Origin of the sequence: Streptomyces yunnanensis (genome assembly GCF_029011865.1) — a bacterium.
In the GTDB taxonomy this organism is placed as follows: Bacteria; Actinomycetota; Actinomycetes; order Streptomycetales; family Streptomycetaceae; genus Streptomyces; species Streptomyces yunnanensis.
In genome coordinates, this window is sequence record NZ_CP095749.1 from 7,468,015 (window position 1) to 7,492,871 (window position 24,857).

The window sequence follows — 24,857 nt, forward strand, 5'->3', positions numbered from 1 at the left end:
GGACGGCGGGGCCGGGCCCGGCAACCCGTTCGACGCGGGCCCGACCCTTCTGCCAGGCTCCGGGCATGACTGCCCGCGCCCTCGACGGCTACGAGATCTCCACCGACCCGGACCGCCTCGACTCCGGCCTGGTCCACGACTGGCTCGCAGGCGACTCCTACTGGGCCCTGGGCCGTACCCGCGCGCACCACGACCGCGCCGTCGCCGGCTCGCTCAACTTCGGCCTGTACGAGGCGGCTTCGGGCCGTCAGGTCGCCTACGCCCGGGTCGTCACGGACCACGCCACCTTCGCCTGGCTCTGCGACGTCTACGTCTCCCCCGACGACCGCGGCAAGGGCCTGGGCACCGCCCTGGTCGAGGAGGTCGCCGAGCACCTGGCGTCGCACGGACTGGCCCGGCTCACCCTCGCCACCAAGGACGCGCACGGCGTCTACGAGAAGGTCGGCTTCCGGCCGCTGGCCGCCCCGGAGCAGTGGATGACGCTGGGGCTGCTCGACCCGGGCCCGGTCGGCCCCTGACCCGCGGCCGGGCGGTCGCCGGATGGTCCGGCCCCGATGCCGGACCTCGGCACCGAGATCCTCGACGGGCTGCGGGGCGCCCGCCGTCCCGTCCCGCGGCGGCGGCCCGCCCGGTGCCTCACGCCCCGGCGTCCGGCCCCCGGCCCGGCTGCCCGGCCTCCCGCATCAGCCAGGCGTTGGCCGCCGCGACCCGGCCGCCCACCCGCAGCTTGGCGTAGGCGTGCTCCAGGTGCTTGTCCACCGTGCGGGGGCTGATCGCCAGCCGGTGCGCGATCTGCTGGTTGGTCAGACCGTCGGCGAGCAGGCGCAGCACGGCCGATTCGCGGCGGGTGACCAGGTCCCGGGCCGGGGCCGGGGCCGGGGCCGGCGGGGCGAGGCGGCCCATGACCCGGCTGAGGCGGGTGCGCAGCAGCACCGCTGCGGCCACGTCCGCGTCGCTGAAGTCGCTGCCGTGGCGGTCGCGGCTGACCACCACCGAGACCCGCCGCGGAACGCCCGCGGCATAGCCCGCCGGGAAGGACATCGCCAGCTGCCGCTCGGCCCCGAACGGCCGGTAGACATCGGAGTAGACCGGGAGCGCGTGGAACTCGCCGGGGGTCTGCAGCGCCGAGCGGCGCAGCGGGACGCCGCTGCCGATCCGGGTGTGCCGGACGAAGGAGTCGCACCACCAGCCGCGGTCGAACGCGTCCAGCACGTCCTGGCTCAGCAGGTCGTCCGGGAGGGTGCGCAGCGGATGGGCGGGGTCGGGGCGGGGCGACCAGATGATGCTGTCGCCCGGCAGCGCGCCGAGCAGCAGCGGCAGCAGCGCCGGAACCAGGGTGTCCTCGTCCACGGCGTCGATCAGGAGGTCGACGACGGAGAGGATGCGCCGCAGGCCGGCCTCCGCGGCCGCGCTCATACGTCCAGCCTGCCGAGCCCTCCGGCCCGGGTCAAGGCCGCTCGGAGCGGCTCCCGGGGCGTTGCCGTGAACCGCCCGGAGCGGGGCCGCCCGGCCGGCCGGGGGAAGACCGGCCGGGGGCGTCGGGCGGGTCAGCGCCCGACGGCATAGACGCGGTTGACCGGGCTCTGGGCCGCCAGCCGCCAGTGGTGCAGCCCGGCCGCGTCGGCGAGTTCCCGCAACGCCCGCTCGCCCGCGTGGTTCCCCAGCGCCTGCGGGCCGTGCTGGGCCAGCGCGGACGGCAGGCAGACGGCCACCGAGGCGGCGGTCAGCACCCGGCCGACCGGGGTGGCGTTCTCGTCGGCGTGCGGGGAGGCGTTCGGTTCCACGATCATGCAGGTGCCGCCCTCGGCGAGGGCGTGCTCGGCGTGCCGGAGCGCGGCGCCCGGGTCGCCGATGTCGTGCAGGCAGTCGAAGTAGGTGATCAGGTCGAAGTCCTCGCCGGGGAAGTCGTCGGCGCCCGCCACCTCGAAGGTCACCCGGTCGGCCACGCCCTGCTCGGCGGCGATCCCGCGGGCCGCCTCCACGGACGGGCGGTGGAAGTCGTAGCCGGTGAAGCGGGAGTGGGGGAACGCCCGCGCCATCAGCGCCGTCGAGTAGCCGTAACCGCATCCGACGTCCGCCACCGCGGCCCCGCGCTCCAGCTTCTCCACCACACCGTCCAGCGAGGCCAGCCACTCGGGCACCAGCGACGCCGCGTAACCGGGGCGGAAGAACTTCGCGGTGCCCTCGAACAGCGCCGCTCCGTGTTCCTCCCAGCCGATGCCCTCGCCGGTGCGGAACGCGTCCATCAGGCTGTCCTCGGTGGCGTACAGCGCCTGGAGCATGGTGAAGAAGCCGGCCGCGTAGCTGGGCAGCCCGGGCTCGGCGAGGACCGCGGCGTGCTCGTCCGGGAGCAGGTAGGTGTCGCGGTCCGGCGCGTACGTCACGTACCCGCCGGCCACCTGGGCCGCCAGCCACTCCCGGACGTATCGCTCGACCAGCCCGGTGCGGGCGGCGAGCTGGGCGGAGGTCAGCGGGCCGACGCCGGCCATCGCCCGGTACAGCCCGAGCCGGTCGCCGAGAGAGGTGCACAGGCCCGCGACCGCGGCCCCGCCGTCGGTGATCACCCGTTCCAGGAACGCGCTCACCCGTTCCTGCCGGGTGGTCCCGCCGCCACCGACGGCGCCCGGTGCGGCCGGGGCGGACACCGCCATGGCCGTCACCTCCTCGCCTTGCTGCTTCCACTGCACCAGCTCCGACCGCCGTCGCGCCATACGCGGTTCCCCGTATACGCGCGGCGCGGCGGGCCCCGGCGGCCGACACTGGGGACGAGGAGGTGGTGGTGATGCGCAAGTTGATCGACTGCCGGGACCACCCCAGTGAGACGCGGTGCAGCCTCGTCCTCATCGGCGAGGAGGAGGAAGTGCTCCGCGCCGCCACGGAGCACGCGATCTCCGCGCACGGCCGCACGGACGGCCCCGAACTGCGCGCACAGCTCCGCAGGTCCCTCAGGAACGAGACGCCGCAGCCCGCCTGAGCCGACGGGGGAGCGGTGGCCCGTGCCCGGCCGTCCCCGCGGGGCGGCCGGGCCCCGTGTGCCCCGGGCGGGCCCCCGATGCCCGCGTTCGGGCCCGCTGCGGTCGTCCGGCCGCGCCGCCGGGCGCAGGATCGTCCTGGGACGGATCGTCCCGGGACGGACCAGGCACCAGGAACGCACGGACGGGAGCGACCCGATGGCGGACGGCGCCGCACGCGACGCGGGGGAGCACCGCGCCGCGGACCGGCCGCCCGCCGGCCTGGACCGCCGGCACTTCCTCGGCGCCGCCACCGGCATCGCGGCCCTGGCCACCGGCCTGACCGGCTGCGACTCCCCGGGCGGCACCCGCGGCCACCGGCCCGCGGACCCGCTCACCGCCGAGCGCACCCGCCCCGGCAGCCCGGACTGGCGGCTGCGCGCCACCGGCCCGCCGGACGCGATCGAGGGCTATGCGGACCGGGTGAGCGTGCTGCCCGGCGAGGAGTTCGGCCTGCACGTCTCCACCACCGCGCCCGGCTTCCGCATTCGCGCCTACCGGGTCGGCTGGTACGGCGGCGCCCAGGCGCGGCTGGTGTGGCGCTCGGCGCGGCTCGCCGGGCGGCGCGGCCCGGACCCGCGGCTGCTGGCCGCGACCCGCACGGTGGTGGCCGGCTGGCCGCGCACCACGGCCGTCCGCACCGACGGCTGGCCGCCCGGCGCCTATCTGCTCCGCCTCGACACCGACCACGGCCACCAGCGGTACGTCCCGCTGATCGTCCGCTCGGCCGGCGCCGCGGGCCGCACCGCCCTGATGCACGCGGTGACGACCTGGCAGGCGTACAACGCCTGGGGCGGCCACAGCCTCTACCGGGGCCGGGACGGCGCCTACGCCACCCGCTCGCTGGCGGTCACCTTCGACCGCCCCTACGACGCCACCGGCGCCGAGAAGTTCCTGGTCTACGAGCGCGCCCTGGTGGTGCTGGCCGAACGCCTGGGCCTGCCGCTGGCCTACACCACCTCGGTGGACGTCCACCGCGACCCGTCCGCGCTGCGCGGCGCCACCGCCGTGCTCTCCCTCGGCCACGACGAATACTGGACGCCGCAGCAGCGTGCGCACGTCACCCGGGCCCGCGACAGCGGCACCAACCTCGCCTTCCTGGGCGCCAACGCCTGCTTCCGCCGGGTCCGTCTGGACGCCGGCGAGGACGGCCCGCTGCGCACCGTGACCTGCTACAAGACCGCCTACCGCGACGACCCGGGGTTCGCCGACCGCGGCGACCCGCCCACCCACGACTTCCGCGCACCGCCCGCCGCCGACCCGGAGTCGGCCCTGACCGGCGTGTTCTACGAGGGCTACCCGACGGACGCGCCCTACGTGGTGCACGGCGCCGGCCACTGGCTCTTCGAGGGCACCGGCGTCAGGACCGGCGACGCCTTCCCGCACCTGGTCGGCGTGGAGTACGACCGGGTCACGCCCGAGGTCCCCACCCCCGCCGACCTGGAGATCGTCGCGCACTCCCCGCTGGTCTGCCAGGGCCGCGCCAGCCACGCCGACTCCGCCTACTACACCGTCCCCGGCGGAGCCGGCGTCTTCGCCACCGGCACCATGCGCTGGGTCGAGGCCCTCATGGCGGGCACCCGGGACGACGGCCGCGACCACGGCATGGACCGCCGCACCGGCGCCTTCGTCACCCGCACCACCGAGAACCTGCTGCGCGCCTTCGCCGCGGGCCCGGCGGCGCACCACCGCCCGGCGCCGGAACCGAACACCGGCCGGGTGTACGGGAGATGAGCCGGCCGGCCCCCGGTCTTGCTCGGGTGAGCACAACGTCTTGCTCGGGCGAGCAAACCCGGCTACCGTCTTGCTCATGCAAGCAAAGAACAGTACGGCCAAGCAAAAGGCGACGCGCAAGACCGGCCGGCCCTCGTTCACCGAGTCGGGCCGCCGGGCCCAGATCGTCGCCGCGGCGATCGACGTCATCGCCGAGATCGGCTATCACCGGGCCTCGTTCGCGAAGATCGCGGAGCGCGCCGGGCTGAGCAGCACGGGGATGATCTCCTACCACTTCGACGGCCGGGACGACCTGATGCGCGAGGTCGTCACCGAGGTGATGCGGCTCGCGGACGGCTTCGTCCGCCCCCGCATCGAGGCCCACGAGAGCTACGCGGCCCGCCTGCGCGCCTCCATCGAGGGCAACCTCGACCTGTTCGCCGAGTACCCCAACCACCTCGCGGCGATCGTCGAGATCCTCGGCAACCTCCGCGGCGAGGACCCCGGCATGGTCGCCTTCCTCGGCACGACGGAGGCGAACCTCGCCGTCCAGGTGGAGCAGCTCCGCAAGGCGCAGCGCGCCGGCGAGTTCTGCGACTTCGACCCGTGGGTGATGATGCGCGCGATCCGCGCCGCCATCGACGACGTGGTGCGCCGCGCCACCCACGATCCCGATCTCGATGTACGGGCCGCCGGCCGGGAGTTGGCGGACCTGTTCGACCGCGCCACCAGGAGGGCGTCATGACCGCAGACACGGGGGCACACACCATGGCCACGCACCGGGCACCACGGACCGAAGCGGACGGGGCCCCCGCCGCGGCCGCCCGGCGCCGCACGAAGGCGCTGCGCCGCCGGCTCGCCGCGCAGCTCCTCTTCGAACTGGCCCTCCCGCTCGGCTCCTACTACGGACTGCGCGCGGCCGGCCTCGACCAGTGGCTCGCGATGGCCGTCGGCGGCGCGCTGCTGCTGCCGTGGATCGTCTACGGCGTCGTGCGGCAGCGCCGGGTGGAGGCGATGGCGGTGTTCACGCTGAGCCTGGTGGTGATCGGCACGGTGCTGACCCTGATCTCCGGCAGCCCCCGGGTGGTGATGATCCGGGACAGCTGGCTGACCGCGTCGATCGGCCTCTGGGTGCTCGGCACGCTGCTCACCCGGCGCCCGTTCATCATGACCGCCTCGCGCGGCATCGTCATCGCCAAGGTCGGCGAGGCCGGACTGGTCGAGTGGGAGGCGCGGTGGGACACCGGGCCGACGTTCCGTCATCGCCTACGGCTGGTCACGGCGGTGTGGGGCGCGGTCTTCCTGCTCGACGCGGTGCTGCGGGTGGTGCTGGCGTACACGATCCCGGTGGACGCCTTCCCGCTCACCAGCACCGTGCTGTGGCTGGTGATGCTCGGTGGGCTGCTCACCTGGCACAACTGGTATGTCACCCGACACGGCATGAAGCTGTAGGGGAGCCGTGGACACCGACTACGAGGTACTGATCGCGGGGGCGGGCCCGACCGGCCTGCTGCTCGCCAACGAGCTGGGCCTGGCCGGAGTGCGGGCGGCCGTCGTGGAACGGCTGCCCTTGCGCACCGGCCGGTCCAAGGCGCTCAACCTCCAGCCGCGCACCGCCGAGGTGCTGGACTGCCGAGGCTGGCTGGACCCGGTCCTGGACCGGTCGCTGACGCTGCTCCCCGCCGGCCACTTCGCCGGACTGCCGCTCCACTACGACGCGCTGGACACGCCGTTCCCGCACCAGGTCGGCATCCCGCAGGCCCGGGTCGAGGAGTTCCTGGAGGACCACCTCGCCGAGTACGGCGTCCCGGTGCTGCGGGGACGGGAGTTGACGTCGTTCCGACAGGACGAGGGCGGCGTCACCGCCACCCTCCTCGGGCCCGACGGCGCGGAGCGCACCGTCCGGGCCGGGTACCTGGTGGGCGCGGACGGCGGACGCAGCACCGTGCGCCGCGTCCTGGGCACGCCCTTCCCGGGGTGGGACGGCCGGATCGGCATGGCCGTCGCCGACGTCGAACTCGTCGCGCCCGCCGCGGCGGAGGCCGGATCCGCCGGCCCCGGCGAGGCATGGCGCCTGCCCGACCTCACCCCGGACCCCGCGGGCGTCGCCTTCCTGCTCCCGCTCGGCGACGGGGTGCACCGGCTGCTCCTCGGCGGCCCCGAGCAGCAGGGCGTCGACCGCGACGCCCCGGTCACCGAGGACGAGGTGCGCACGGCGCTGGCCCGCTGCCCCGGCCCGCCGCGCGAACTGCGCGCCGTCCGCTGGGCGTCCCGCTTCACCGACGCCGCCCGGCAGGCCGAGCGGTACGCCGACGGCCGGGTGCTGCTGGCCGGCGACGCGGCCCACATCCACGCCCCCGCCGGCGGGCAGGGCCTCAACCTCGGCATGCAGGACGCGTTCAACCTGGGCTGGAAGCTGGCCGCGGTGATCCGCGGCCGGGCCCCGGACGGCCTGCTGGCCACCTACCACGCCGAGCGGCACCCGGTCGGCGCCCGGGTGCTCGCCAACACCCGCGCACAGACGGTGCTGACGCTCCCCGACCCGGATGCCGTGGTGGTCCGCGAGGTGTTCGCCGACCTGCTCGCCGTGCCGGAGGCCAACCGCCGCGTCGCCGCCATGATCGCCGGCACGGACATCCGCTACCCGATGCCCGACGCGCCGGACCACCCGTTGCTGGGGGCGCGGGTGCCCGGCGTCCGGCTGCCGTCCGGCCGCGGCGTCCTGCTGGCCGGCGCCGCCTCGACGGCCGCCGCCGCGACGGACGGCTGGGCGGACCGGGTCGACCGCGCCGACGCCGGTCCCGCGGTGGGCGCCGGCGAGGCGCTGCTGGTCCGCCCGGACGGGCACGTCTGCTGGGCCCGCCGGGATGGCGAAGCAGGCGGCCTGCGCGCCGCCCTCGCCCGGTGGTTCGGCGCGCCCCGTCCGGGCCCCTCGCCCGGCATTGCATAAAACTGCAATCATCCGTATAGTCATGCCATCGAGACGGAGGGTCCAGGGGTCATGACGGTACGAGCAGCAGTCGCCGGTGCGAGCGGATACGCGGGAGGGGAACTCCTGCGCCTGCTCCTGGGGCACCCGGAGGTCGAGATCGGCGCGGTGACCGGGCACTCCAACGCGGGACAGCGCCTGGCCGCGCTCCAGCCGCACCTGGCCCCGCTGGCCGACCGCGTGCTGGCGCCGACCTCGCCCGAGGCGCTGGCCGGCCACGACGTGGTGTTCCTCGCGCTGCCGCACGGCCAGTCCGCGGCGGTCGCCGAGCAGCTCGGCCCCGAGGTGCTGGTGGTGGACTGCGGCGCGGACTTCCGGCTGAAGGACGCCGCCGACTGGGAGGCGTTCTACGGCTCGCCGCACGCCGGCACCTGGCCGTACGGCCTCCCGGAGCTGCCCGGCGGTCGCGCGGCGCTGCAGGGGTCCAAGCGCATCGCGGTCCCGGGCTGCTACCCCACCGCCGTCTCGCTCGCGCTGTTCCCGGCCTACGCGGCCGGCCTCGCCGAGCCGGAGGCCGTGATCGTCGCCGCGTCCGGCACCTCCGGCGCGGGCAAGGCCCTCAAGCCGCACCTCCTCGGCTCCGAGGTCATGGGCTCGATGAGTCCGTACGGCGTCGGCGGCGGACACCGGCACACCCCGGAGATGATCCAGAACCTCAGCGCGGCGGCCGGCGAGCCGGTCACGGTGTCCTTCACCCCGACCCTGGCGCCGATGCCCCGCGGCATCCTCGCCACCTGCTCGGCCAAGGCCCGACCCGGCACGGACGCCGAGGCGGTACGCGCCGCCTACGAGAAGGCGCTGGCCGGCGAACCGTTCGTCCGGCTGCTGCCCGAGGGACAGTGGCCCACCACCGCCGCCGTGTACGGCTCCAACGCCGCACAGATCCAGGTGGCCCTCGATCCGGCGGCCGGCCGGATCATCGCGATCAGCGCCATCGACAACCTGACCAAGGGGACCGCGGGCGGCGCGGTCCAGAGCATGAACATCGCCCTCGGCCTCCCCGAGGAGCTGGGGCTTTCCGCGACGGGAGTCGCGCCGTGAGCGTCGCACGCGCGGCCACCGGCCGGCGGACGAGCGGGGGCAACTCCCAGGCCCTTGAGGCACTGGGGGAGGATGCCGCGCCGCTGCGCTGCGCGGGCGAGAAGGACACGAGCCGCTGCGGCGGCGGGGCGAACGAGGAGAAGCAGTGAGTGTGACGGCAGCGCAGGGATTCCTCGCGGCGGGCATCGCCGCCGGGATCAAGGAGAACGGCAACCCCGATCTCGCCCTGGTGGTCAACAGCGGGCCGCGCCTGGCCGCCGCCGGCGTGTTCACCTCGAACCGCGTCAAGGCGGCGCCGGTGCGGTGGTCCGAGCAGGTCCTCAAGGGCGGCCGGGTCTCCGCGGTGATCCTCAACTCCGGTGGCGCCAACGCCTGTACGGGACCGCTCGGCTTCCAGGACACCCACGCGACCGCGGAGAAGGTCGCCGAGGTGCTGGACGGGCACAGCGCCGCCGAGGTCGCGGTGGCCTCCACCGGCCTGATCGGCGTGCGACTGCCCATGGACAGGCTGCTGCCCGGCGTCGAGAAGGCCGCGGCCGAACTCACCGGCCACGGCGGCGAGAAGGCCGCGATCGCCATCAAGACCACCGACAGCGTCCACAAGACCGCCCAGGTCACCAAGGACGGCTGGACGGTCGGCGGGATGGCCAAGGGCGCCGGCATGCTCGCCCCCGGCCTGGCCACCATGCTCGCCGTGCTGACCACCGACGCCGACGTGCCGGCCGAGCAGCTGGACGCCGCGCTGCGCGCCGCCACCCGCGCCACCTTCGACCGGGTCGACTCCGACGGCTGCATGTCCACCAACGACACGGTGCTGCTGCTGGCCTCCGGCGCCTCCGGTGTCGTGCCGGACCAGGACGCCTTCGCCGAGGCGGTCCGGGAGGTCTGCGACGACCTGGCCCGGCAGCTGATCGGCGACGCGGAGGGCGCCAGCAAGGACATCCGCATCGAGGTGATCAACGCCGCCGACGAGGACGACGCGGTCGAGGTCGGCCGCTCCATCGCCCGCAACAACCTGCTCAAGTGCGCCATCCACGGCGAGGACCCCAACTGGGGCCGGGTGCTCTCCGCGATCGGCACCACCACCGCCGCCTTCGACCCGGACCGGCTCAACGTCGCGATCAACGACGTCTGGGTCTGCAAGAACGGTTCGGTGGGCGAGGACCGGGAGCTGGTGGACATGCGCTACCGCGAGGTGCGGATCACCGCCGACCTCGCCGCCGGCACGGAGTCCGCGGTCATCTGGGCCAACGACCTCACCGCCGACTACGTCCACGAGAACAGCGCGTACTCCTCATGACCGGACCCGCCGCGCACCGGCGCGTACCGGACGGACACCCCACGGAGCGGAACGAGGCCGCCGCATGACCACCCGTAAGCACACCGCGCTCCCCAAGGCCCGCACGCTCGTCGAGGCGCTGCCCTGGCTGACCCGGCACCACGGCAAGACCGTGGTGATCAAGTTCGGCGGCAACGCCATGGTCGACGACGAGCTCAAGCGCGCCTTCGCCCAGGACGTGGTCTTCCTGCGGCACGCCGGACTGCGCCCGGTCGTCGTCCACGGCGGCGGCCCGCAGATCAGCGCCCAGCTCGAACTCCTCGGCCTGCAGTCGGAGTTCAAGGCCGGGTTGCGGGTCACCTCGCCCGAGGCGATGAACGTCGTCCGGATGGTGCTGGCCGGCCAGGTCCAGCGCGAGCTGGTCGGCCTGCTCAACGAGCACGGCCCGCTCGCCGTCGGCATGACCGGCGAGGACGCCCGGCTGATGTCCGCCACCAAGCACTACGCGGACGTCGACGGGGAGCGGATCGACATCGGCCGGGTCGGCGAGATCACCGCCATCGACCCCGGCGCGGTGCAGGCGCTGCTGGACGACGGCCGGATCCCGGTGATCTCGTCCGTCGCCCGCAGCAGCGACGACGGCGACGGCGCCGGCGTCTTCAACGTCAACGCCGACACCGCCGCAGCCGCCCTGGCGGCGGCGCTCGGCGCGGAGACCCTGATGGTGCTCACCGACGTCGAGGGCCTCTACGAGGACTGGCCGCACAGCGACGAGGTGATCTCCCGGCTCACCGCGAGCCAGCTGGAGAAGCTGCTGCCCGACCTGGCCAGCGGCATGGTCCCGAAGATGCGGGGCTGCCTGCACGCCGTGCGCAACGGCGTGCGCAACGCCCGGGTCATCGACGGGCGGGTCCAGCACTCGATCCTGCTGGAGATCTTCACCGACGAGGGCATCGGCACGATGGTGGTCCCGGACCCCGATCCGGCGTCGGCCACCGGCCGGCACGGCAGCACCACACACCACACTGCGGAGGGGACGGCATGAGCAACGGCACGGCGGCGGACACCCCGGCCACCCGGGGCACGGTGACCGGCGGAGGACCGGTCACCAACGAGGGGCTCACCGGGCGCTGGCAGGGCGCCATGATGGACAACTTCGGCACCCCGCGCGTCCCGCTCGTCCGCGGCGAGGGCGTCACCGTCTGGGACGCCGACGGCAATGCCTACCTCGACTTCCTCGGCGGGATCGCGGTCAACGCGCTCGGCCACGCCCACCCCGCGGTGGTCCGCGCGGTCTCCGACCAGATCGCCACCCTCGGCCATGTGTCGAACCTCTTCGTCGCCGAACCCACCGTGGCCCTCGCCGAGCGCCTGCTCGCGCTCACCGGCCGGCCCGGCCGGGTCTACTTCTCCAACTCCGGTGCCGAGGCGAACGAGGCCGCCTTCAAGATCGGCCGGCTGACCGGCCGCACCCACATGGTCAGCGCCACCGGCGGCTTCCACGGCCGCACCATGGGCGCCCTGGCCCTCACCGGCCAGCCCGCCAAGCAGGACCCGTTCCGCCCGCTGCCCGGCGACGTCGACCACGTCCCGTACGGCGACGTGGACGCCCTGCGGGCCGCCGTCACCACCGACACCGCCATGGTCGTCCTGGAGCCGATCCAGGGCGAGAACGGCGTGGTCGTCCCGCCGCCCGGCTACCTCCGGGCCGCCCGCGAGATCACCGCCGCCACCGGCACCCTGCTGGTCCTCGACGAGATCCAGACCGGCATCGGCCGCACCGGCCACTGGCTGGCGTCCACGGCCCAGGGCGTCGAGGCCGACGTCATCACCCTCGCCAAGGGCCTCGGCGGCGGCCTCCCCATCGGCGCCACCCTCGCCTTCGGCCCGGCCGCCGACCTGCTCACCCCCGGCTCGCACGGCTCGACGTTCAGCGGCAACCCGGTCGTCTGCGCCGGCGCCCTCGCCGTCCTGGACACCATCGAGGCGGACGGCCTCCTCGACCACGTCCAGCGGGTCGGTGCGCGCCTGCGCGCCGACATCGCCGCCCTGGAGCACCCGTTGGTCGGCCAGGTCCGCGGCGCCGGGCTGCTCCTCGGTATCGTCTTGACCGGGCCCCTCGCGTCACACGTGCAGCAGGCGGCCCAGGACGCGGGCCTTCTGGTCAACGCGGTCGCGCCGGACGTCATCCGGCTCGCCCCGCCGCTGATCGTCTCCGACGAGCAGGTGGAGACCTTCCTCCAGAAGCTCCCCGGCGTCCTCAAGAAGGCCGAGGAATCGGCCAACGGGGAACGAGCATCCGGAGACTGACGCAACGATGACCGAGCCGCAGGGCAACGAGTCGCACACCAGCGGCCCGGCCGTACCGCAGACCCGCACCGCCCGCCACCGCCGGATCGTGGACATCCTCAACCGGCAACCCGTCCGCTCCCAGAGCCAGCTCGCCAAGCTGCTCGCCGACGACGGGCTCTCCGTCACCCAGGCGACGCTCTCCCGCGACCTGGACGAACTGGGCGCGGTCAAGATCCGCAACACCGGCGGGGAGCTGATCTACGCGGTACCGAGCGAGGGCGGCGACCGCAAGCCGCGGGCGCCGCTGGGGGAGTCCGCCAAGGAGGAGCGGATGCGCCGCCTCTCCGGCGAACTCCTCATCTCCGCCGAGGCGTCCGCCAACCTCGTTGTCCTGCGCACCCCGCCGGGCGCCGCCCAGTTCCTGGCCTCCGCCATCGACCAGGCGGAACTCCACGACATCCTCGGCACCATCGCGGGCGACGACACCCTGATGCTGATCAGCCGCGACCCGTCGGGCGGGCAGGCGCTCGCGGACCATCTGCTGCGGCTGGCGCAGAAGGACGACCGCGGGGCGCCGTGACCGCCCCACAGCGGCAATCACCATCCGTAGGCATATAAGTGCATATAGTGACTGAGGGTGCGGTGGTGGCTCCGGCGCTCACCGCCGTGCGAGCTGCCGCCGTACGGACGGACGCCGCGACGGTGCGGCGTCATCACCCTCAGCTGCGTCGGCCGGGGCCGGTCCGCAGGAAGGAGCGCTGCACAGTGAAGCCTCAGCGGAAGGCCGGCCCGCGCACCAGGGCCCTCGGAGCGGTGGCCGTGTGCGGCGCCCTCGCCCTCACGGCCTGCGGTGCGAACGGCGGCTCGGCCCCCTCCCCCCGCCCGTCCGCCCCGCCCCCCAGCCCGTCCGCCGCCACGGGCGCCATCGCCTGCGGCAAGGCGGCCACCCTGCGGGCCTCCGGCTCGACGGCCCAGCAGTACGCGATGAAGTACTGGATCACCACCTACACGCGGGCCTGCGCCGGCACCAAGATCGCTTACGACGGCAACGGCTCGGGGGCCGGCCAGGACGACTTCCTGCACGGTCGGACGGCCTTCGCCGGCTCGGACTCCCCGCTCGACGCCGACCAGGTCAAGCAGTCCGAGAAGGTCTGCGCGGACGGCGGCCGCGCCATCCACCTGCCGATCGTCGGCGGGCCGATCGCGGTCGCCTTCCACCTCCCCGGGGTCGATCGGCTGGTCCTCGACGCCCCCACCCTCGCCAAGATCTTCAACGGCCGGATCACGCGGTGGGACGACCCGGCGATCGCCGGGCTCAACAAGGACGCCAAGCTCCCCGCCACGCCGATCCGGACGTTCCACCGCTCCGACTCCTCCGGCACGACCGACAACTTCACGGCGTACCTCGCCGCCACCGCCCGGGACGCCTGGCCGTATCCGCACGCCAAGGAGTGGCCGGCGCAGGGCGGCGGATCCGCCAAGGGCTCCGCGGACCTCGCCGCCCAGGTGCAGCGGACCACGGGCGGGATCGGCTACGTCGAACTGCCGTACGCGGTGGACCGGATGCTGCGCACCGTCTCGGTCGCCACCGGCGCGGCGACCCCCGCCGACGCCAACGTGATCGCGGCATCCCACGCGATCGCCGGTGCCCGGACGGTCAACACCGGCCATGACGTCATCCTCGACCTCGACTACGGGACCAAGGTCCCCGGCGCCTATCCCATCGACGTGGTCACCTACGAGATCGTCTGCGACAAGGGCAACAAGCCGGAGACCTGGCCCGCGACCAAGGCGTTCCTGGCGTACATGGCCAGCCAGAAGGGCCAGCAGAACCTGACCTTCCAGGGCTATGCGACGCTCCCGGCCAAGGTCGTGGACGCGGTCCGGCGCGAGATCGGCACGCTGTCCTGAGCCCCGCGCGGCCAGCTGACGGGCCGTGAGCTCGCGGTCCGGAAGCGTGCGGCCCGACGCCGCGCCCCATACGGCGCAAGGCCCGTCGATCCGGGATTCCTCCCGGATCGACGGGCCTTGCGACACCGTCGGGACGACAGGATTTGAACCTGCGACCCCTTGACCCCCAGTCAAGTGCGCTACCAAGCTGCGCCACGTCCCGGTGCCGTGTTCCGACCGGAGACTCCCGGTCGGGCCGTGCAGACAGAAAAATACCCTGTCCGGGCCGATGAATCCAAAGCGGGTCCCCTTTGGGGTGCTCCGGGGCCTCCCGGCGGGTCCGCGGCGACCGTGTTCTGATGGGAATATGCCGGCAAAAGCGCAGAAAACGAAGAAAACAAACAGGTCGCGCACGGTCGAGGTGCGCCGGGTGTATGACCCGCCGGAACCTGCGGACGGGGCGCGGGTCCTGGTGGACCGGCTGTGGCCCCGGGGGATGGCGAAGGGCGACGAGCGGGTCGCCGACGCCGAGTGGTGCAAGGACGTGGCGCCCTCGACGGAGCTGCGCAAGTGGTACGGGCACGACGAGGCGCGGTTCGAGGAGTTCGCCGAGCGGTACCGGGCCGAACTGGCCGAGGGGGCGCCGGGCGCGGCGCTGGAGCACCTGCGGGAGCTGGCGGCGGACGGCCCGCTGACGCTGCTGACGGCGACGAAGGAAGTGCCGCTGAGCCATACGGCGGTGCTGCTGGAAGCGCTCCGCAAGGGCTGAGGGGTGCGGCGCGGCACTTCGGGGGTGGGTCCCGCGTCCGTGTGGGGCCGCTGGCAGCGGCGCTGACCTGGGGTTTTCCGAATCCGTTGACGAAGCATGCAGTGGAGTGCATACTTATGCCTAGCAGTGAATGCACCGTAAGGAGAAACCCATGACCGAGCGTGTCGTACTCGCCTATTCGGGCGGCCTGGACACCTCCGTCTGCATCGGCTGGATAGCCGAGGAGACGGGCGCCGAGGTCATCGCCGTTGCCGTGGACGTCGGCCAGGGCGGCGAGGACCTGGACGTCATCCGCAAGCGCGCGCTCGCCTGCGGTGCGGTGGAGGCCGAGGTCGCCGACGCCAAGGACGAGTTCGCCGAGGGGTACTGCCTCCCGGCGATCAAGGCCAACGCCCTCTACATGGACCGCTACCCGCTGGTCTCCGCGCTCTCCCGGCCGGCCATCGTCAAGCACCTGGTCGCCGCCGCCGAGAAGCACGGCGCGACCACGGTCGCGCACGGTTGCACCGGCAAGGGGAACGACCAGGTCCGGTTCGAGGCGGGCATCTCCTCGCTCGCCCCCGGCCTGAAGTGCATCGCCCCGGTCCGCGACTACGCGATGACCCGGGACAAGGCGATCGCCTTCGCCGAGAAGGCCGAACTGCCGATCGCCACCACCAAGAAGTCGCCGTACTCCATCGACCAGAACGTCTTCGGGCGGGCCGTGGAGACCGGCTTCCTGGAGGACATCTGGAACGCGCCGATCGAGGACCTCTACGAGTACACCGAGAACCCGGCCACCCCGCGCGAGGCCGACGAGGTCGTGATCACCTTCAAGGAAGGCGCGCCGGTCGCCCTCGACGGCAGGCCGGTCACCGTCCTCCAGGCCGTCCAGGAGCTCAACGCGCGGGCCGGCGCCCAGGGCGTCGGCCGGATCGACATGGTCGAGGACCGCCTGGTCGGCATCAAGTCCCGCGAGGTGTACGAGGCCCCGGGCGCGATCGCGCTGATCACCGCGCACCAGGAGCTGGAGAACGTCACCGTCGAGCGCGAACTGGCCCGCTACAAGCGGCAGGTCGAGCAGCGCTGGGGCGAGCTGGTCTACGACGGCCTGTGGTTCTCGCCGCTCAAGCGGGCCCTGGACGGCTTCCTCGACGAGGCCAACGCGGCGGTCTCCGGCGACATCCGGATGACCCTGCACGGCGGTCGCGCGGTGGTCACCGGCCGGCGCTCCGCGCAGTCGCTGTACGACTTCAACCTGGCCACCTACGACACCGGCGACACGTTCGACCAGTCGCTCTCCAAGGGCTTCATCGAGCTCTTCGGCATGTCGAGCAAGATTGCCGCGCAGCGCGACCTGGCAGGCTGACCCTTCCGGGATCCGGCGCACGGGGCCGACCCGCCCGCCGTTCGAGCGCCGAACGGGCTGATCGTCAGTCCGTCCGGCGCTCGCCGTGAATCCACCACCGACGAGGAGCACAGCAAGTGAGCAGCAACAACGGCGACGTCCGGCTCTGGGGCGGTCGCTTCGCCGACGGACCGGCCGAGGCGCTGGCCAAACTCTCCGCCTCCGTCCACTTCGACTGGCGGCTGGCCCCGTACGACATCGCCGGCTCCCGCGCGCACGCCCGCGTGCTGCACAAGGCCGGACTGCTCACTGCCGACGAACTGGCCCGCATGATCGAGGGGTTGGACCGGCTCGAACGGGACGTCGCCGACGGCTCGTTCACCGGCACCATCGCCGACGAGGACGTGCACACCGCCCTGGAGCGCGGGCTGCTGGAACGGCTCGGCCCGGACCTCGGCGGCAAGCTGCGGGCCGGCCGGTCCCGCAACGACCAGGTCGCCACGCTCTTCCGGATGTATCTGCGGGACCACGCCCGGATCGTCGGGGGGCTGCTGGCCGACCTCCAGGAGGCGCTGATCGGCCTCGCCGAGGCGCACCCGGACGTCGCGATGCCCGGCCGCACCCACCTCCAGCACGCCCAGCCGGTGCTCTTCGCCCACCACGTGCTCGCCCATGTGCAGTCGCTGTCCCGGGACGCCGAGCGGCTGCGGCAGTGGGACGAGCGGACCGCGGTCTCGCCGTACGGCTCCGGCGCGCTGGCCGGCAGCAGCCTCGGCCTCGACCCGGAGGCGGTCGCCGCGGACCTGGGCTTCGAGCGGGGCTCGGCGGGGAACTCCATCGACGGCACGGCCTCCCGGGACTTCGTCGCGGAGTTCGCCTTCATCACCGCGATGATCGGGGTCAACCTCTCCCGGATCGCGGAGGAGGTCATCATCTGGAACACGAAGGAGTTCTCCTTCGTCACGCTGCACGACGCCTTCTCCACCGGCTCGTCGATCATGCCGCAGAAGAAGAACCCGGACATCGCGGAGCTGGCGCGGGGCAAGTCGGGGCGTCTGATCGGCAACCTGACGGGGCTGCTGGCGACGCTCAAGGCCCTGCCGCTCGCCTACAACCGCGACCTCCAGGAGGACAAGGAGCCGGTCTTCGACTCCTGCGACCAACTGGAGGTGCTGCTTCCGGCGTTCACCGGGATGATGGCCACGCTGACCGTCAACCGCGCGCGGATGGAGGAACTGGCGCCGGCCGGCTTCTCGCTCGCCACCGATGTCGCCGAGTGGCTGGTCAAGCAGGGCGTGCCGTTCCGGGTGGCGCACGAGGTGGCCGGCGAGTGCGTCAAGGAGTGCGAGGCGCAGGGCATCGAGCTGGACGAGCTGACCGACGAGCAGTTCGCCAAGATCTCGCCGCACCTGACGCCCGAGGTCCGGGGCGTCCTCAACGTCCCCGGTGCGCTCGCGGCGCGCGACGGCCGCGGCGGCACCGCGCCGTCGGCGGTGGCGGTGCAGCTCGCCGAGGTGCGGGCGGACCTGGTGCGGCAGCAGGAGTGGGCCGCGGCCAAGAAGTGACGGCGCGGCCGGCGCGGCCCGCGCCGGCCGACGAGGGCGGCCCCACCTGATCAGGTGCGGCCGCCCTCGCGTTTCCCGTGGTGCCCGGCCGGGCCCGGCGCGGTGGCCCGGAGGGCGCCCGCATGCGACAGCGCGGAATTGAATGAGACGTCAATGTCTCATTCGGGTATCCTCTGTCTCATGCCCGTGGACAGAGAACACGTACTCACCGAAGCCGCCGCCCTGCTCGCCCGGCGCGCGACGACGTCGATGGACGAGATCGCCCGCGCCGCGGGCATCAGCCGGGCGACCCTGCACCGGCACTTCGCGGGCCGCGACGCGCTGATCCGCGCCCTGGAGGAGCACGGGATCGAGCGGTTCGCCCGGGCCATCGACACCGCCCGGCTCGACGAGGGGGACGCCGCCGGCGCGCTGCGCCGACTGGTCCGCGAGGCCGAGCCGGTCGCCGGCGTGCTGGCCTTCCTCTTCACCGAGAACCAGCTCTTCGAGAACGAGCCGGTCAACGCCGGCTGGGCCCAGCTCGACGCCCGGCTCACCGCACTGTTCCGGCGCGGCCAGGAGGAGGGCACCTTCCGGGTCGACCTCAGCGCGATCTGGCTGACCGAGGCGTTCTACGGCCTCCTCGGCGCCGGCGCCTGGGCGGTGCACGAAGGCCGCGTCGCCCGGAACGACCTCGACCACTCGATCGCCGAGCTGCTGCTCGGCGGCATCCGACGGAGCATGGAGAAATGAGCGATCCCATAGCCGAAAGGCGGGCTGGTTCGGCCCATGTGGACGACCAGCCCCGGCCGGGCCGTTGGCTCGCCCTCTCGGTCCTGGTCCTGGCGGTCCTGCTGGTCGGCGTCGACGCCACCGTGCTCGGCCTGGCCACCCCGTTCCTGAGCGAGGACCTGAAGCCGTCCGGCACCCAGCTGCTGTGGATCGGTGACATCTACTCGTTCGTCATCGCCGGACTGCTGGTCTCCATGGGCAGCCTCGGCGACCGGATCGGCCGGAAGAAGCTGCTGCTCATCGGCTCGGTGGCGTTCGGCGCGCTGTCGGTGCTCGCCGCCTACGCCACCAGCCCGTCGATGATGATCATCGCCCGCGGCCTCCAGGGCGTGGCCGGGGCGACGCTGATGCCCTCCACCCTCGCCCTGATCCGCAACCTCTTCCACGACCCCAAGGAACGCAGCCTGGCGGTCGGCATCTGGGGCGCCATGGCCTCGGCCGGCACGGCGGTCGGGCCGGTCCTCGGCGGCTTCCTGCTGGGCCACTTCTGGTGGGGCTCGGTCTTCCTGATCAACCTCCCGGTGATGGCGCTGCTGGTCGTCGTCGGCGCCAAGGTGATCCCCGAGTCCCGCAACCCCGACCCCGGTCCGTGGGACGTCCCCAGCGTCGTGCTGTCGCTGGTGGGCATCGTCGGCGTCGTCTACGCCATCAAGGAAGCGGCGGTGCACGGCTTCCGCTGGGACATCGGGCCGGCCGCCGTCATCGGCGTGCTCGCCCTGCTGCTGTTCGTCCGCCGCCAGCACACCCTCGCCTCGCCGCTGCTGAACATGAAGCTCTTCCAGCACCGGGGCTTCTCCGGCGCGGTGCTGGCCGACCTGCTGACCATCCTCGGACTGTCCGGTCTGGTCTTCTTCCTCTCCCAGTTCCTCCAGATGGTGCAGATGCGCTCGCCGTTCAACGCCGGGCTGGTCGAACTCCCGGCCGCGGTCGGCGCGGTGGGCGCCGGCCTGGCCGCCGGCTGGGTCGCCCGCCGGCTGTCGGTGCGCCTGGTGGTGGCCGGCGGCCTCGCGGTGGTCGGCCTCTCGCTCGCCGGCTGCATGGCCCTGCACGCCGACACCGGCACCCTCGCGCTGTGCGTCATCCTCTTCGTCGTGGGCGTCGGCGCCGGCTTCGCCTTCACCGTCACCGCCGACGTCATCCTCTCCAGCGTGCCCAAGGAGGAGGCCGGTTCCGCCTCCGCGGTCTCCGAGACCGCCTACGAGCTGGGCGCCGCGCTCGGCATCGCCCTGCTGGGCTCCATCGTCACCAGCATGTACCAGGGCTTCAGCGTCCCCGCCGGCGTGCCCGAACACGCCGCCGAGGCCGCCCGCTCCTCGCTCGGCGGCGCCGTGGACGCCGCCGCCCACCTCCCCGCCGAGCAGGGCGCCGCCCTGCTGAAGGCCGCTCAGGACTCCTTCGTCAACGGCGTGGACACCGCGGCCGGACTGGGCGCGGTGGTGCTGCTGGGCGCCGCGGTGGCCGCGTGGTTCCTGCTCCGCGGCCAGACCCTGGCCGACAGCGCGGAGCCGCAGCCCGCGCCGGAGGCCGAGGCCGCTCCGGTGGCCGGCTCCGGCTCCACCGCCGGTGGCCCGAACGGGCACCCGTAAGGGCCCCACCCGGCGGGCGAACGAGGGACACCACCCCGCCCCCTGCCCCCGCACAGGCGTGTCCCGTGGATCGTGACCGCGCGCACCGGCCATGATCCACAGGACACGCCCCTGGGGGCGACTGTCCCCTGCCGTTCACGCCCGGTACGCGTCCTGGTGACCGGTTGTCCCGCACGGCTCGTTTGACTCTCGCGTCGTCCCCCCAACGGTCGGACCCGCTCAGGAGAGTGACGCAGTGCGCGACATCGGACGACGGTCCTTCGTAACCGCCGCGGGGGCGATGGCCACCGCCAGCGCGATCGGCAGCAACGCCTACGCCACCGGCCACGCCCGCGACGCCGCCACGGCCGACGAGTACGTCGACGTCCAGCTGCTCAACATCACCGATCTGCACGGCTATCTACAGGGCGCCCCGGGCGCCAACTCCGTCATCACCGGCACCGGCGGCAAGCGCCACACCGTCGGCGGCGTCGCCTACATGGCCGCCCACCTGGAGCGGCTGCGCGCCGGACGGCGCAACTCTCTCTTCTTCGCCCCCGGCGACCTCTTCTCCGGCTGGGAGTTCGACGCCGCCGCCTTCGCCGACGAGCCCACCATCGAGGCCCTCAACGCCCTGCAGATGGACTTCGCCTCGGCCGGCAACCACGAGTTCGACAAGTCGACGGTCTTCCTGCGGGAGCACATGGAGCGCGGCCGGCCGTTCCCGGTCGTCGGCCGCGACGTCTCCTTCACCGACTCCACCGGCCACCGCTTCCGCGGCGCGAACTTCCCCTACTACAGCGCCAACATGGTCTGGCACGACACCGGCGAACGGGTGCTGCCGCCGTACAACATCGTGCACGTGGACGCCGGCCGCGGCCGCCGGCTGCCGATCGGCTTCATCCACCTGACCGCCATCGGCACCGAGTCCTTCCCCGGCTCCTACCAGCCCCAACTGCGCACCCTGGACGAACTGGAGACCGCCAACCGCTGCGCGGCGGCCCTCAAGAGCCGGGGCGTCAACGCGATCGTCCTCAGCATGCACGACGGCGCGGTCGCCGGCAGCAACTTCGAAAGCGGCACCAACCCCTCCGGCCCCGCCTACGAACTGGCGCTGCGGGTCTCGCCCGCCATCGACGCCATCGTCACCGGCCACTGGCACTGCGCCTTCACCATGATGCTGCCCGACCCCAAGGGCGTGCCCCGCCCGTTCGTCGAGGCCGGCTGCTACGGCCAGATCATCAACGAGATCAACCTGCGGCTGGACCCGGTCTCGGGCAGGGTGATCCGGGAGCTGACCACCTCCGTCAACCACCCCAACACCCGTGATGTGACGCCGGATCCGGAGCTGAAGTCGATCGCCGACTACTGGGCCGGTTACGGCGCCCGCCGCGCCCGCGCCCGTATCGGCACCCAGACCGCCTCGTTCACCCGGCGGCGCAACGCGATGGGGGAGTCCACCATGGGCAACCTCGTCGCCGACTGGGCACTGTGGGCGGGCGGCCGACCGCACGGCCCGATGGACGACCGCGGAGGGCACCGCAACGTCCCCGCCGAACTCGCCGTCATCGCGCTGGCCCCGCGGGTCGGTGCCGCGATCATCGCCGGCGACCTGGTGCGTGACGAGGCGTCGGACGGCGTGGTCACCTTCGGGCAGGCGTGGAACGCGGTCGGCTTCGGCGACCCGATCATGACCGTCACGGTCACCGGCCGACAGATCCACGACGCCCTGGAACAGCAGTGGGCCCCCACCCCCGGCGGCGGGATGTCCTTCTCCCCGCTGGCCGTCTCCGGCAACGTCCGCTACACCTTCGACGCCACCGGCCCGGCCGGCCACCGGATCGACCCCGCCGACGTCCTCGTCGACGGCGAGCCGCTGGACCCCGCCCGCCGCTACCGCCTCGCCGCACCCTCCTACACCCTCATCAACCAGGACGGGTTCAGCGCCTTCACCGGCTTCACCGAACCCGTCCGGCACACCCGGGACTTCGAGAGCTTCGTCTCCTACGTCCGCACCCGGCGGAGGCTGTCCCCGTCCGAACCGAACCGCGTCATGGCCAAGAACGCCCATCGCCCCGGTGCCCACGTCGGTTCCGTGGCCGAGCACCAGCAGCTCCTGCAGGCCGACGCCCACCACGTCCCGCGCCCGGAGGTGGCCCTGCGCGCCGCGCTGACCGGCGACGCCGAGGGGCAGCGCGCGCCCGGCGGCTTCCAGGTGCCCTGCTGACCGCCCGGTAGCGGCGAGGGGCCCCGTCCGGGATACGGACGGGGCCCCTGGCGGCGTGGGACGGGTCAGGCGGCGGCGCGGGCCTTGGTGGCGTACACGTCGACGTACTCCTGGCCGGACAGCTCCATGACGTCGCTCATCACCTCGTCGGTGACCGCCCGCAGCACATAGCGGTCCCGGTCCATGCCCTCGTAGCGCGAGAAGTCCAGCGGCTCGCCGAACCGCACGGTCACCGGGGCGATGTGCGGACGGCCCTTGCCGCCGGGCTGCACCTTGTCCGTGCCGATCATGGCGAACGGGACGACCGGGGCGCCGGTCATCAGCGCGAGCCGGGCGACGCCGGTCCGGCCGCGGTACAGGCGGCCGTCGGGGGAGCGGGTGCCCTCCGGGTAGATGCCGAAGGCGTGGCCCTCGTCCAGGATCCGGCGGCCGGTCATCAGCGCCGCCACCCCGCCGTGTCCGCCGTCGCGGTCCACCGGGACCATCCCGGCGGTGGTGAAGAACCAGGCCATCAGCCGGCCCTTGATCCCCTTGCCGGTGACGTACTCGTCCTTGCCGATGAAGAACACCGGGCGCTTGACCACGAGGCTGAGGAAGATCGAGTCGATGAACGTGACGTGGTTCCCGGCCATGATCACCGAGCCGGTACCCGGAATCCGCTCGATGCCCTCGACCTTCGGGCGGAACAGGACACGCATCATCAGTCCGAGGATCGCCTTCAGCACAATGCGGGACAACGGGCCCTCCGGGTCGTGGCTGGACAGGATCAGGGCGACGCAGCGCTCTGCAGCCCAGGACCATACTCGCGGGTCACTCCCGCGCGCACATCGGGTTCACGGGGCCGATACGCAGAGTTGACGTGCGTCACGTCCATGTTCCGCGCGGTACCCCCGCACGTCTCCCCGGCATCACCCGTCCGTGCTTACGATCAAGGCGCTTCCGGGAGATGTGCGTATACAGCTCGCGGGACACCTTGATACACCGGAACGCCCTGGAACACCCGGAACATCACCGGGCCGGCCGGGGCACGACGCAGAACGAGGAGCACGGGCATGGAGAAGCGGCACGAGCCGGGGCGGCGGACAGTACTGGGAGCCGCCGCCCTGGGCGCGGGGGCGGCGGTACTGGCCGGCGCGGGACAGGCCCAGGCCGCCGGCCCGGCGGAGCGGGCGGCGGGCCCGGCGGCCCGGCCGGCGCCCGCCGGACGGCCCGACAAGCTGCCGGTCCCGCTGGTCGTCGGCCACCGGGGCGCCAGCGGCTACCGCCCCGAGCACACCTTCGGCTCCTACCAACTGGCCCTCGACATGGGCGCGGACGTCATCGAGGCCGGTGACCTCGTCCCCACCAAGGACGGGCACCTGGTCTGCCGGCACGAGAACGACATCTCCGCCACCACCGACGTCGCCGACCACCGCGAGTTCGCCGGTCGCAGGACCACCAAGACCGTGGACGGCAAGAAGCTCACCGGCTGGTTCACCGAGGACTTCACGCTCGCCGAGCTGAAGACCCTGCGCGCCAAGGAGCGCATCCCCGACGTCCGCCAGCACAACACCCTGTACAACGGCCACTGGCAGATACCCACCTTCGAAGAGGTCCTCCAGTGGGCCGAGCGCGAGGGACGTCGCCGCGGCCGCCCCGTCTGGATCTACCCCGAGACCAAGCACCCCACCTACTTCCGCAAGCTGGGCCTGGGCATCGAGGAGCCGCTCGCCAAGCTGCTGCGCCGCTACGGCCGGCACACCGCGCACGCCCCGAACTTCGTGCAGTCCTTCGAGCCCAGCAGCATCCAGCGGCTCGGCACACTCGGCGTGAAGTGCCCCAAGGTCGTCCTGCTCGACGAGCCTTCCGTCAAGCCCTGGGACTTCGTCGAGTCCGGCGACCCGCGCACCACCGCCGACCTCCTCACGCCCGAGGGGCTCAAGTGGATCTCCGGCTTCGCCCAGGGCATCGGCCCCTGGCTGCCGCAGATCATCGCGCAGGACGAACAGGGCAAGCTCGGCAAGCCCACCACCCTCGTCCGTGACGCGCACGCCGCGGGTCTGGTCCTCCACCCGTACACCGTGCGGAACGAGAACACCTTCCTGCCGCTGGACTTCAGGGTCGGCAAGAACCCGGGCGACTACGGCAACTCGCTCGCGTACTTCAAGGCGCTCTTCGCCACCGGCATCGACGGGCTCTTCTCCGACAACCCGGACACCGCGCTGCTGGCCGCCGAGGAGTTCCGCCGGCACTAGGCCGCGCCCGGACCGGCGCCCGGCCCCATCCACCCGCGTACTCATCCGAGTTGGGAATGTCACAGGGGAGCTTGGCGCCGGTCCGTTCCGCTTGTCCCGAATGCCTGCGCAGAATGCCCGCGGCGGAGATTGCCACCGCCGAATGCCGGGGAGTCCGGAAGCGGACAGCGAACCCAAAAAGGGG

Annotated in this window: 23 protein-coding genes and 1 tRNA gene; 20 read left to right on the forward strand and 4 right to left on the reverse strand. The window is 73.2% G+C overall.

From position 1 onward, the window contains the following. Nucleotides 1–65: 65 nt before the first annotated feature. Nucleotides 66–518 carry a GNAT family N-acetyltransferase gene (locus MOV08_RS32590; RefSeq protein WP_039637937.1) on the forward strand — a complete coding sequence of 151 codons (453 nt, stop codon included), beginning with the start codon at nt 66–68 and terminating at the stop codon, nt 516–518. Nucleotides 519–636: 118 nt separating this feature from the next. Here MOV08_RS32590 and MOV08_RS32595 read toward each other — a convergent pair whose 3' ends face one another. Continuing rightward, nucleotides 637–1,416 carry a helix-turn-helix transcriptional regulator gene (locus tag MOV08_RS32595; protein ID WP_275309888.1) on the reverse strand — a complete coding sequence of 260 codons (780 nt, stop codon included), beginning with the start codon at nt 1,414–1,416 and terminating at the stop codon, nt 637–639. Nucleotides 1,417–1,547: 131 nt separating this feature from the next. Next, the gene (locus MOV08_RS32600) at nt 1,548–2,651 is read right to left on the reverse strand and encodes a class I SAM-dependent methyltransferase (RefSeq protein ID WP_052287578.1); all 1,104 of its coding nucleotides are present in this window, start codon (nt 2,649–2,651) and stop codon (nt 1,548–1,550) included. Between the two features lie 131 nt (nt 2,652–2,782). On the opposite strand from MOV08_RS32600, the gene MOV08_RS32605 reads away from it, so the two are divergent. The 12 genes from MOV08_RS32605 (at nt 2,783) to pstS (ending at nt 14,236) form a co-directional block, all read left to right on the forward strand. Then, nucleotides 2,783–2,974: a DUF1059 domain-containing protein gene (locus tag MOV08_RS32605; protein WP_039642084.1), complete on the forward strand. Its 192-nt coding sequence runs from the start codon at nt 2,783–2,785 to the stop codon at nt 2,972–2,974. 196 nt (nt 2,975–3,170) lie between these two features. Beyond that, nucleotides 3,171–4,745 carry a N,N-dimethylformamidase beta subunit family domain-containing protein gene (locus tag MOV08_RS32610; RefSeq protein WP_275309889.1) on the forward strand — a complete coding sequence of 525 codons (1,575 nt, stop codon included), beginning with the start codon at nt 3,171–3,173 and terminating at the stop codon, nt 4,743–4,745. A gap of 76 nt (nt 4,746–4,821) precedes the next feature. Further along, nucleotides 4,822–5,469: a TetR/AcrR family transcriptional regulator gene (locus tag MOV08_RS32615; RefSeq protein WP_039637939.1), complete on the forward strand. Its 648-nt coding sequence runs from the start codon at nt 4,822–4,824 to the stop codon at nt 5,467–5,469. Next, nucleotides 5,466–6,176, forward strand: coding sequence for a VC0807 family protein (locus MOV08_RS32620; protein ID WP_275309890.1), 711 nt, complete (start codon nt 5,466–5,468; stop codon nt 6,174–6,176). The genes MOV08_RS32615 and MOV08_RS32620 overlap by 4 nt, the downstream gene beginning before the upstream one ends. A gap of 7 nt (nt 6,177–6,183) precedes the next feature. After that, nucleotides 6,184–7,674: an FAD-dependent monooxygenase gene (locus MOV08_RS32625; RefSeq protein WP_275309891.1), complete on the forward strand. Its 1,491-nt coding sequence runs from the start codon at nt 6,184–6,186 to the stop codon at nt 7,672–7,674. 51 nt (nt 7,675–7,725) lie between these two features. Next, complete coding sequence (gene argC, locus MOV08_RS32630) at nt 7,726–8,754, forward strand: N-acetyl-gamma-glutamyl-phosphate reductase (protein WP_039637942.1); 1,029 nt, start codon at nt 7,726–7,728, stop codon at nt 8,752–8,754. After that, the gene (locus MOV08_RS32635; RefSeq protein ID WP_275309893.1) at nt 8,751–8,903 is read left to right on the forward strand and encodes a hypothetical protein; all 153 of its coding nucleotides are present in this window, start codon (nt 8,751–8,753) and stop codon (nt 8,901–8,903) included. Before argC ends, MOV08_RS32635 begins: the two co-directional genes overlap by 4 nt. Beyond that, nucleotides 8,900–10,054 carry a bifunctional glutamate N-acetyltransferase/amino-acid acetyltransferase ArgJ gene (gene argJ, locus MOV08_RS32640; RefSeq protein ID WP_275309894.1) on the forward strand — a complete coding sequence of 385 codons (1,155 nt, stop codon included), beginning with the start codon at nt 8,900–8,902 and terminating at the stop codon, nt 10,052–10,054. Before MOV08_RS32635 ends, argJ begins: the two co-directional genes overlap by 4 nt. 64 nt (nt 10,055–10,118) lie before the next feature. After that, entirely contained in the window at nt 10,119–11,078 is a 960-nt protein-coding gene (gene argB / locus MOV08_RS32645; RefSeq protein WP_275309896.1) for an acetylglutamate kinase, read from the forward strand. After that, entirely contained in the window at nt 11,075–12,343 is a 1,269-nt protein-coding gene (locus MOV08_RS32650) for an acetylornithine transaminase (protein ID WP_275309897.1), read from the forward strand. Before argB ends, MOV08_RS32650 begins: the two co-directional genes overlap by 4 nt. Nucleotides 12,344–12,350: 7 nt before the next feature. After that, entirely contained in the window at nt 12,351–12,905 is a 555-nt protein-coding gene (locus MOV08_RS32655) for an arginine repressor (protein WP_039637945.1), read from the forward strand. Nucleotides 12,906–13,090: 185 nt separating this feature from the next. Beyond that, nucleotides 13,091–14,236 (forward strand): phosphate ABC transporter substrate-binding protein PstS, encoded by a 1,146-nt coding sequence (pstS, locus tag MOV08_RS32660; RefSeq protein WP_275309898.1) that lies wholly within the window; start codon nt 13,091–13,093, stop codon nt 14,234–14,236. 128 nt (nt 14,237–14,364) lie between these two features. On the opposite strand, the gene MOV08_RS32665 is transcribed toward pstS, so the two are convergent. Further along, a tRNA-Pro gene (locus MOV08_RS32665) sits at nt 14,365–14,438 on the reverse strand. A gap of 144 nt (nt 14,439–14,582) precedes the next feature. Here MOV08_RS32665 and MOV08_RS32670 point away from each other — a divergent pair. The 6 genes from MOV08_RS32670 (at nt 14,583) to MOV08_RS32695 (ending at nt 22,439) form a co-directional block, all read left to right on the forward strand. Continuing rightward, on the forward strand, nt 14,583–14,984 hold the full coding sequence (locus MOV08_RS32670; protein ID WP_052287013.1) for a DUF488 domain-containing protein: 402 nt from the start codon (nt 14,583–14,585) through the stop codon (nt 14,982–14,984). A 151-nt stretch (nt 14,985–15,135) separates the two neighbouring features. Next, nucleotides 15,136–16,332 (forward strand): argininosuccinate synthase, encoded by a 1,197-nt coding sequence (locus MOV08_RS32675; protein ID WP_275309900.1) that lies wholly within the window; start codon nt 15,136–15,138, stop codon nt 16,330–16,332. Nucleotides 16,333–16,448: 116 nt separating this feature from the next. Next, nucleotides 16,449–17,876 (forward strand): argininosuccinate lyase, encoded by a 1,428-nt coding sequence (argH, locus tag MOV08_RS32680; RefSeq protein ID WP_039637949.1) that lies wholly within the window; start codon nt 16,449–16,451, stop codon nt 17,874–17,876. 180 nt (nt 17,877–18,056) lie between these two features. Then, nucleotides 18,057–18,608: a TetR/AcrR family transcriptional regulator gene (locus tag MOV08_RS32685; protein WP_275309902.1), complete on the forward strand. Its 552-nt coding sequence runs from the start codon at nt 18,057–18,059 to the stop codon at nt 18,606–18,608. Next, the gene (locus MOV08_RS32690; protein WP_275309903.1) at nt 18,605–20,233 is read left to right on the forward strand and encodes an MFS transporter; all 1,629 of its coding nucleotides are present in this window, start codon (nt 18,605–18,607) and stop codon (nt 20,231–20,233) included. The genes MOV08_RS32685 and MOV08_RS32690 overlap by 4 nt, the downstream gene beginning before the upstream one ends. A gap of 235 nt (nt 20,234–20,468) precedes the next feature. Next, on the forward strand, nt 20,469–22,439 hold the full coding sequence (locus MOV08_RS32695; RefSeq protein WP_275309904.1) for a bifunctional metallophosphatase/5'-nucleotidase: 1,971 nt from the start codon (nt 20,469–20,471) through the stop codon (nt 22,437–22,439). A 65-nt stretch (nt 22,440–22,504) separates the two neighbouring features. Here MOV08_RS32695 and MOV08_RS32700 read toward each other — a convergent pair whose 3' ends face one another. Then, on the reverse strand, nt 22,505–23,176 hold the full coding sequence (locus tag MOV08_RS32700) for a lysophospholipid acyltransferase family protein (RefSeq protein WP_275309905.1): 672 nt from the start codon (nt 23,174–23,176) through the stop codon (nt 22,505–22,507). A gap of 315 nt (nt 23,177–23,491) precedes the next feature. Between MOV08_RS32700 and MOV08_RS32705 the strand changes: the two genes are divergently transcribed. After that, nucleotides 23,492–24,673, forward strand: a complete 1,182-nt coding sequence (locus tag MOV08_RS32705) for a glycerophosphodiester phosphodiesterase (protein ID WP_275309906.1) — start codon at nt 23,492–23,494, stop codon at nt 24,671–24,673. Nucleotides 24,674–24,857 lie beyond the last annotated feature (184 nt).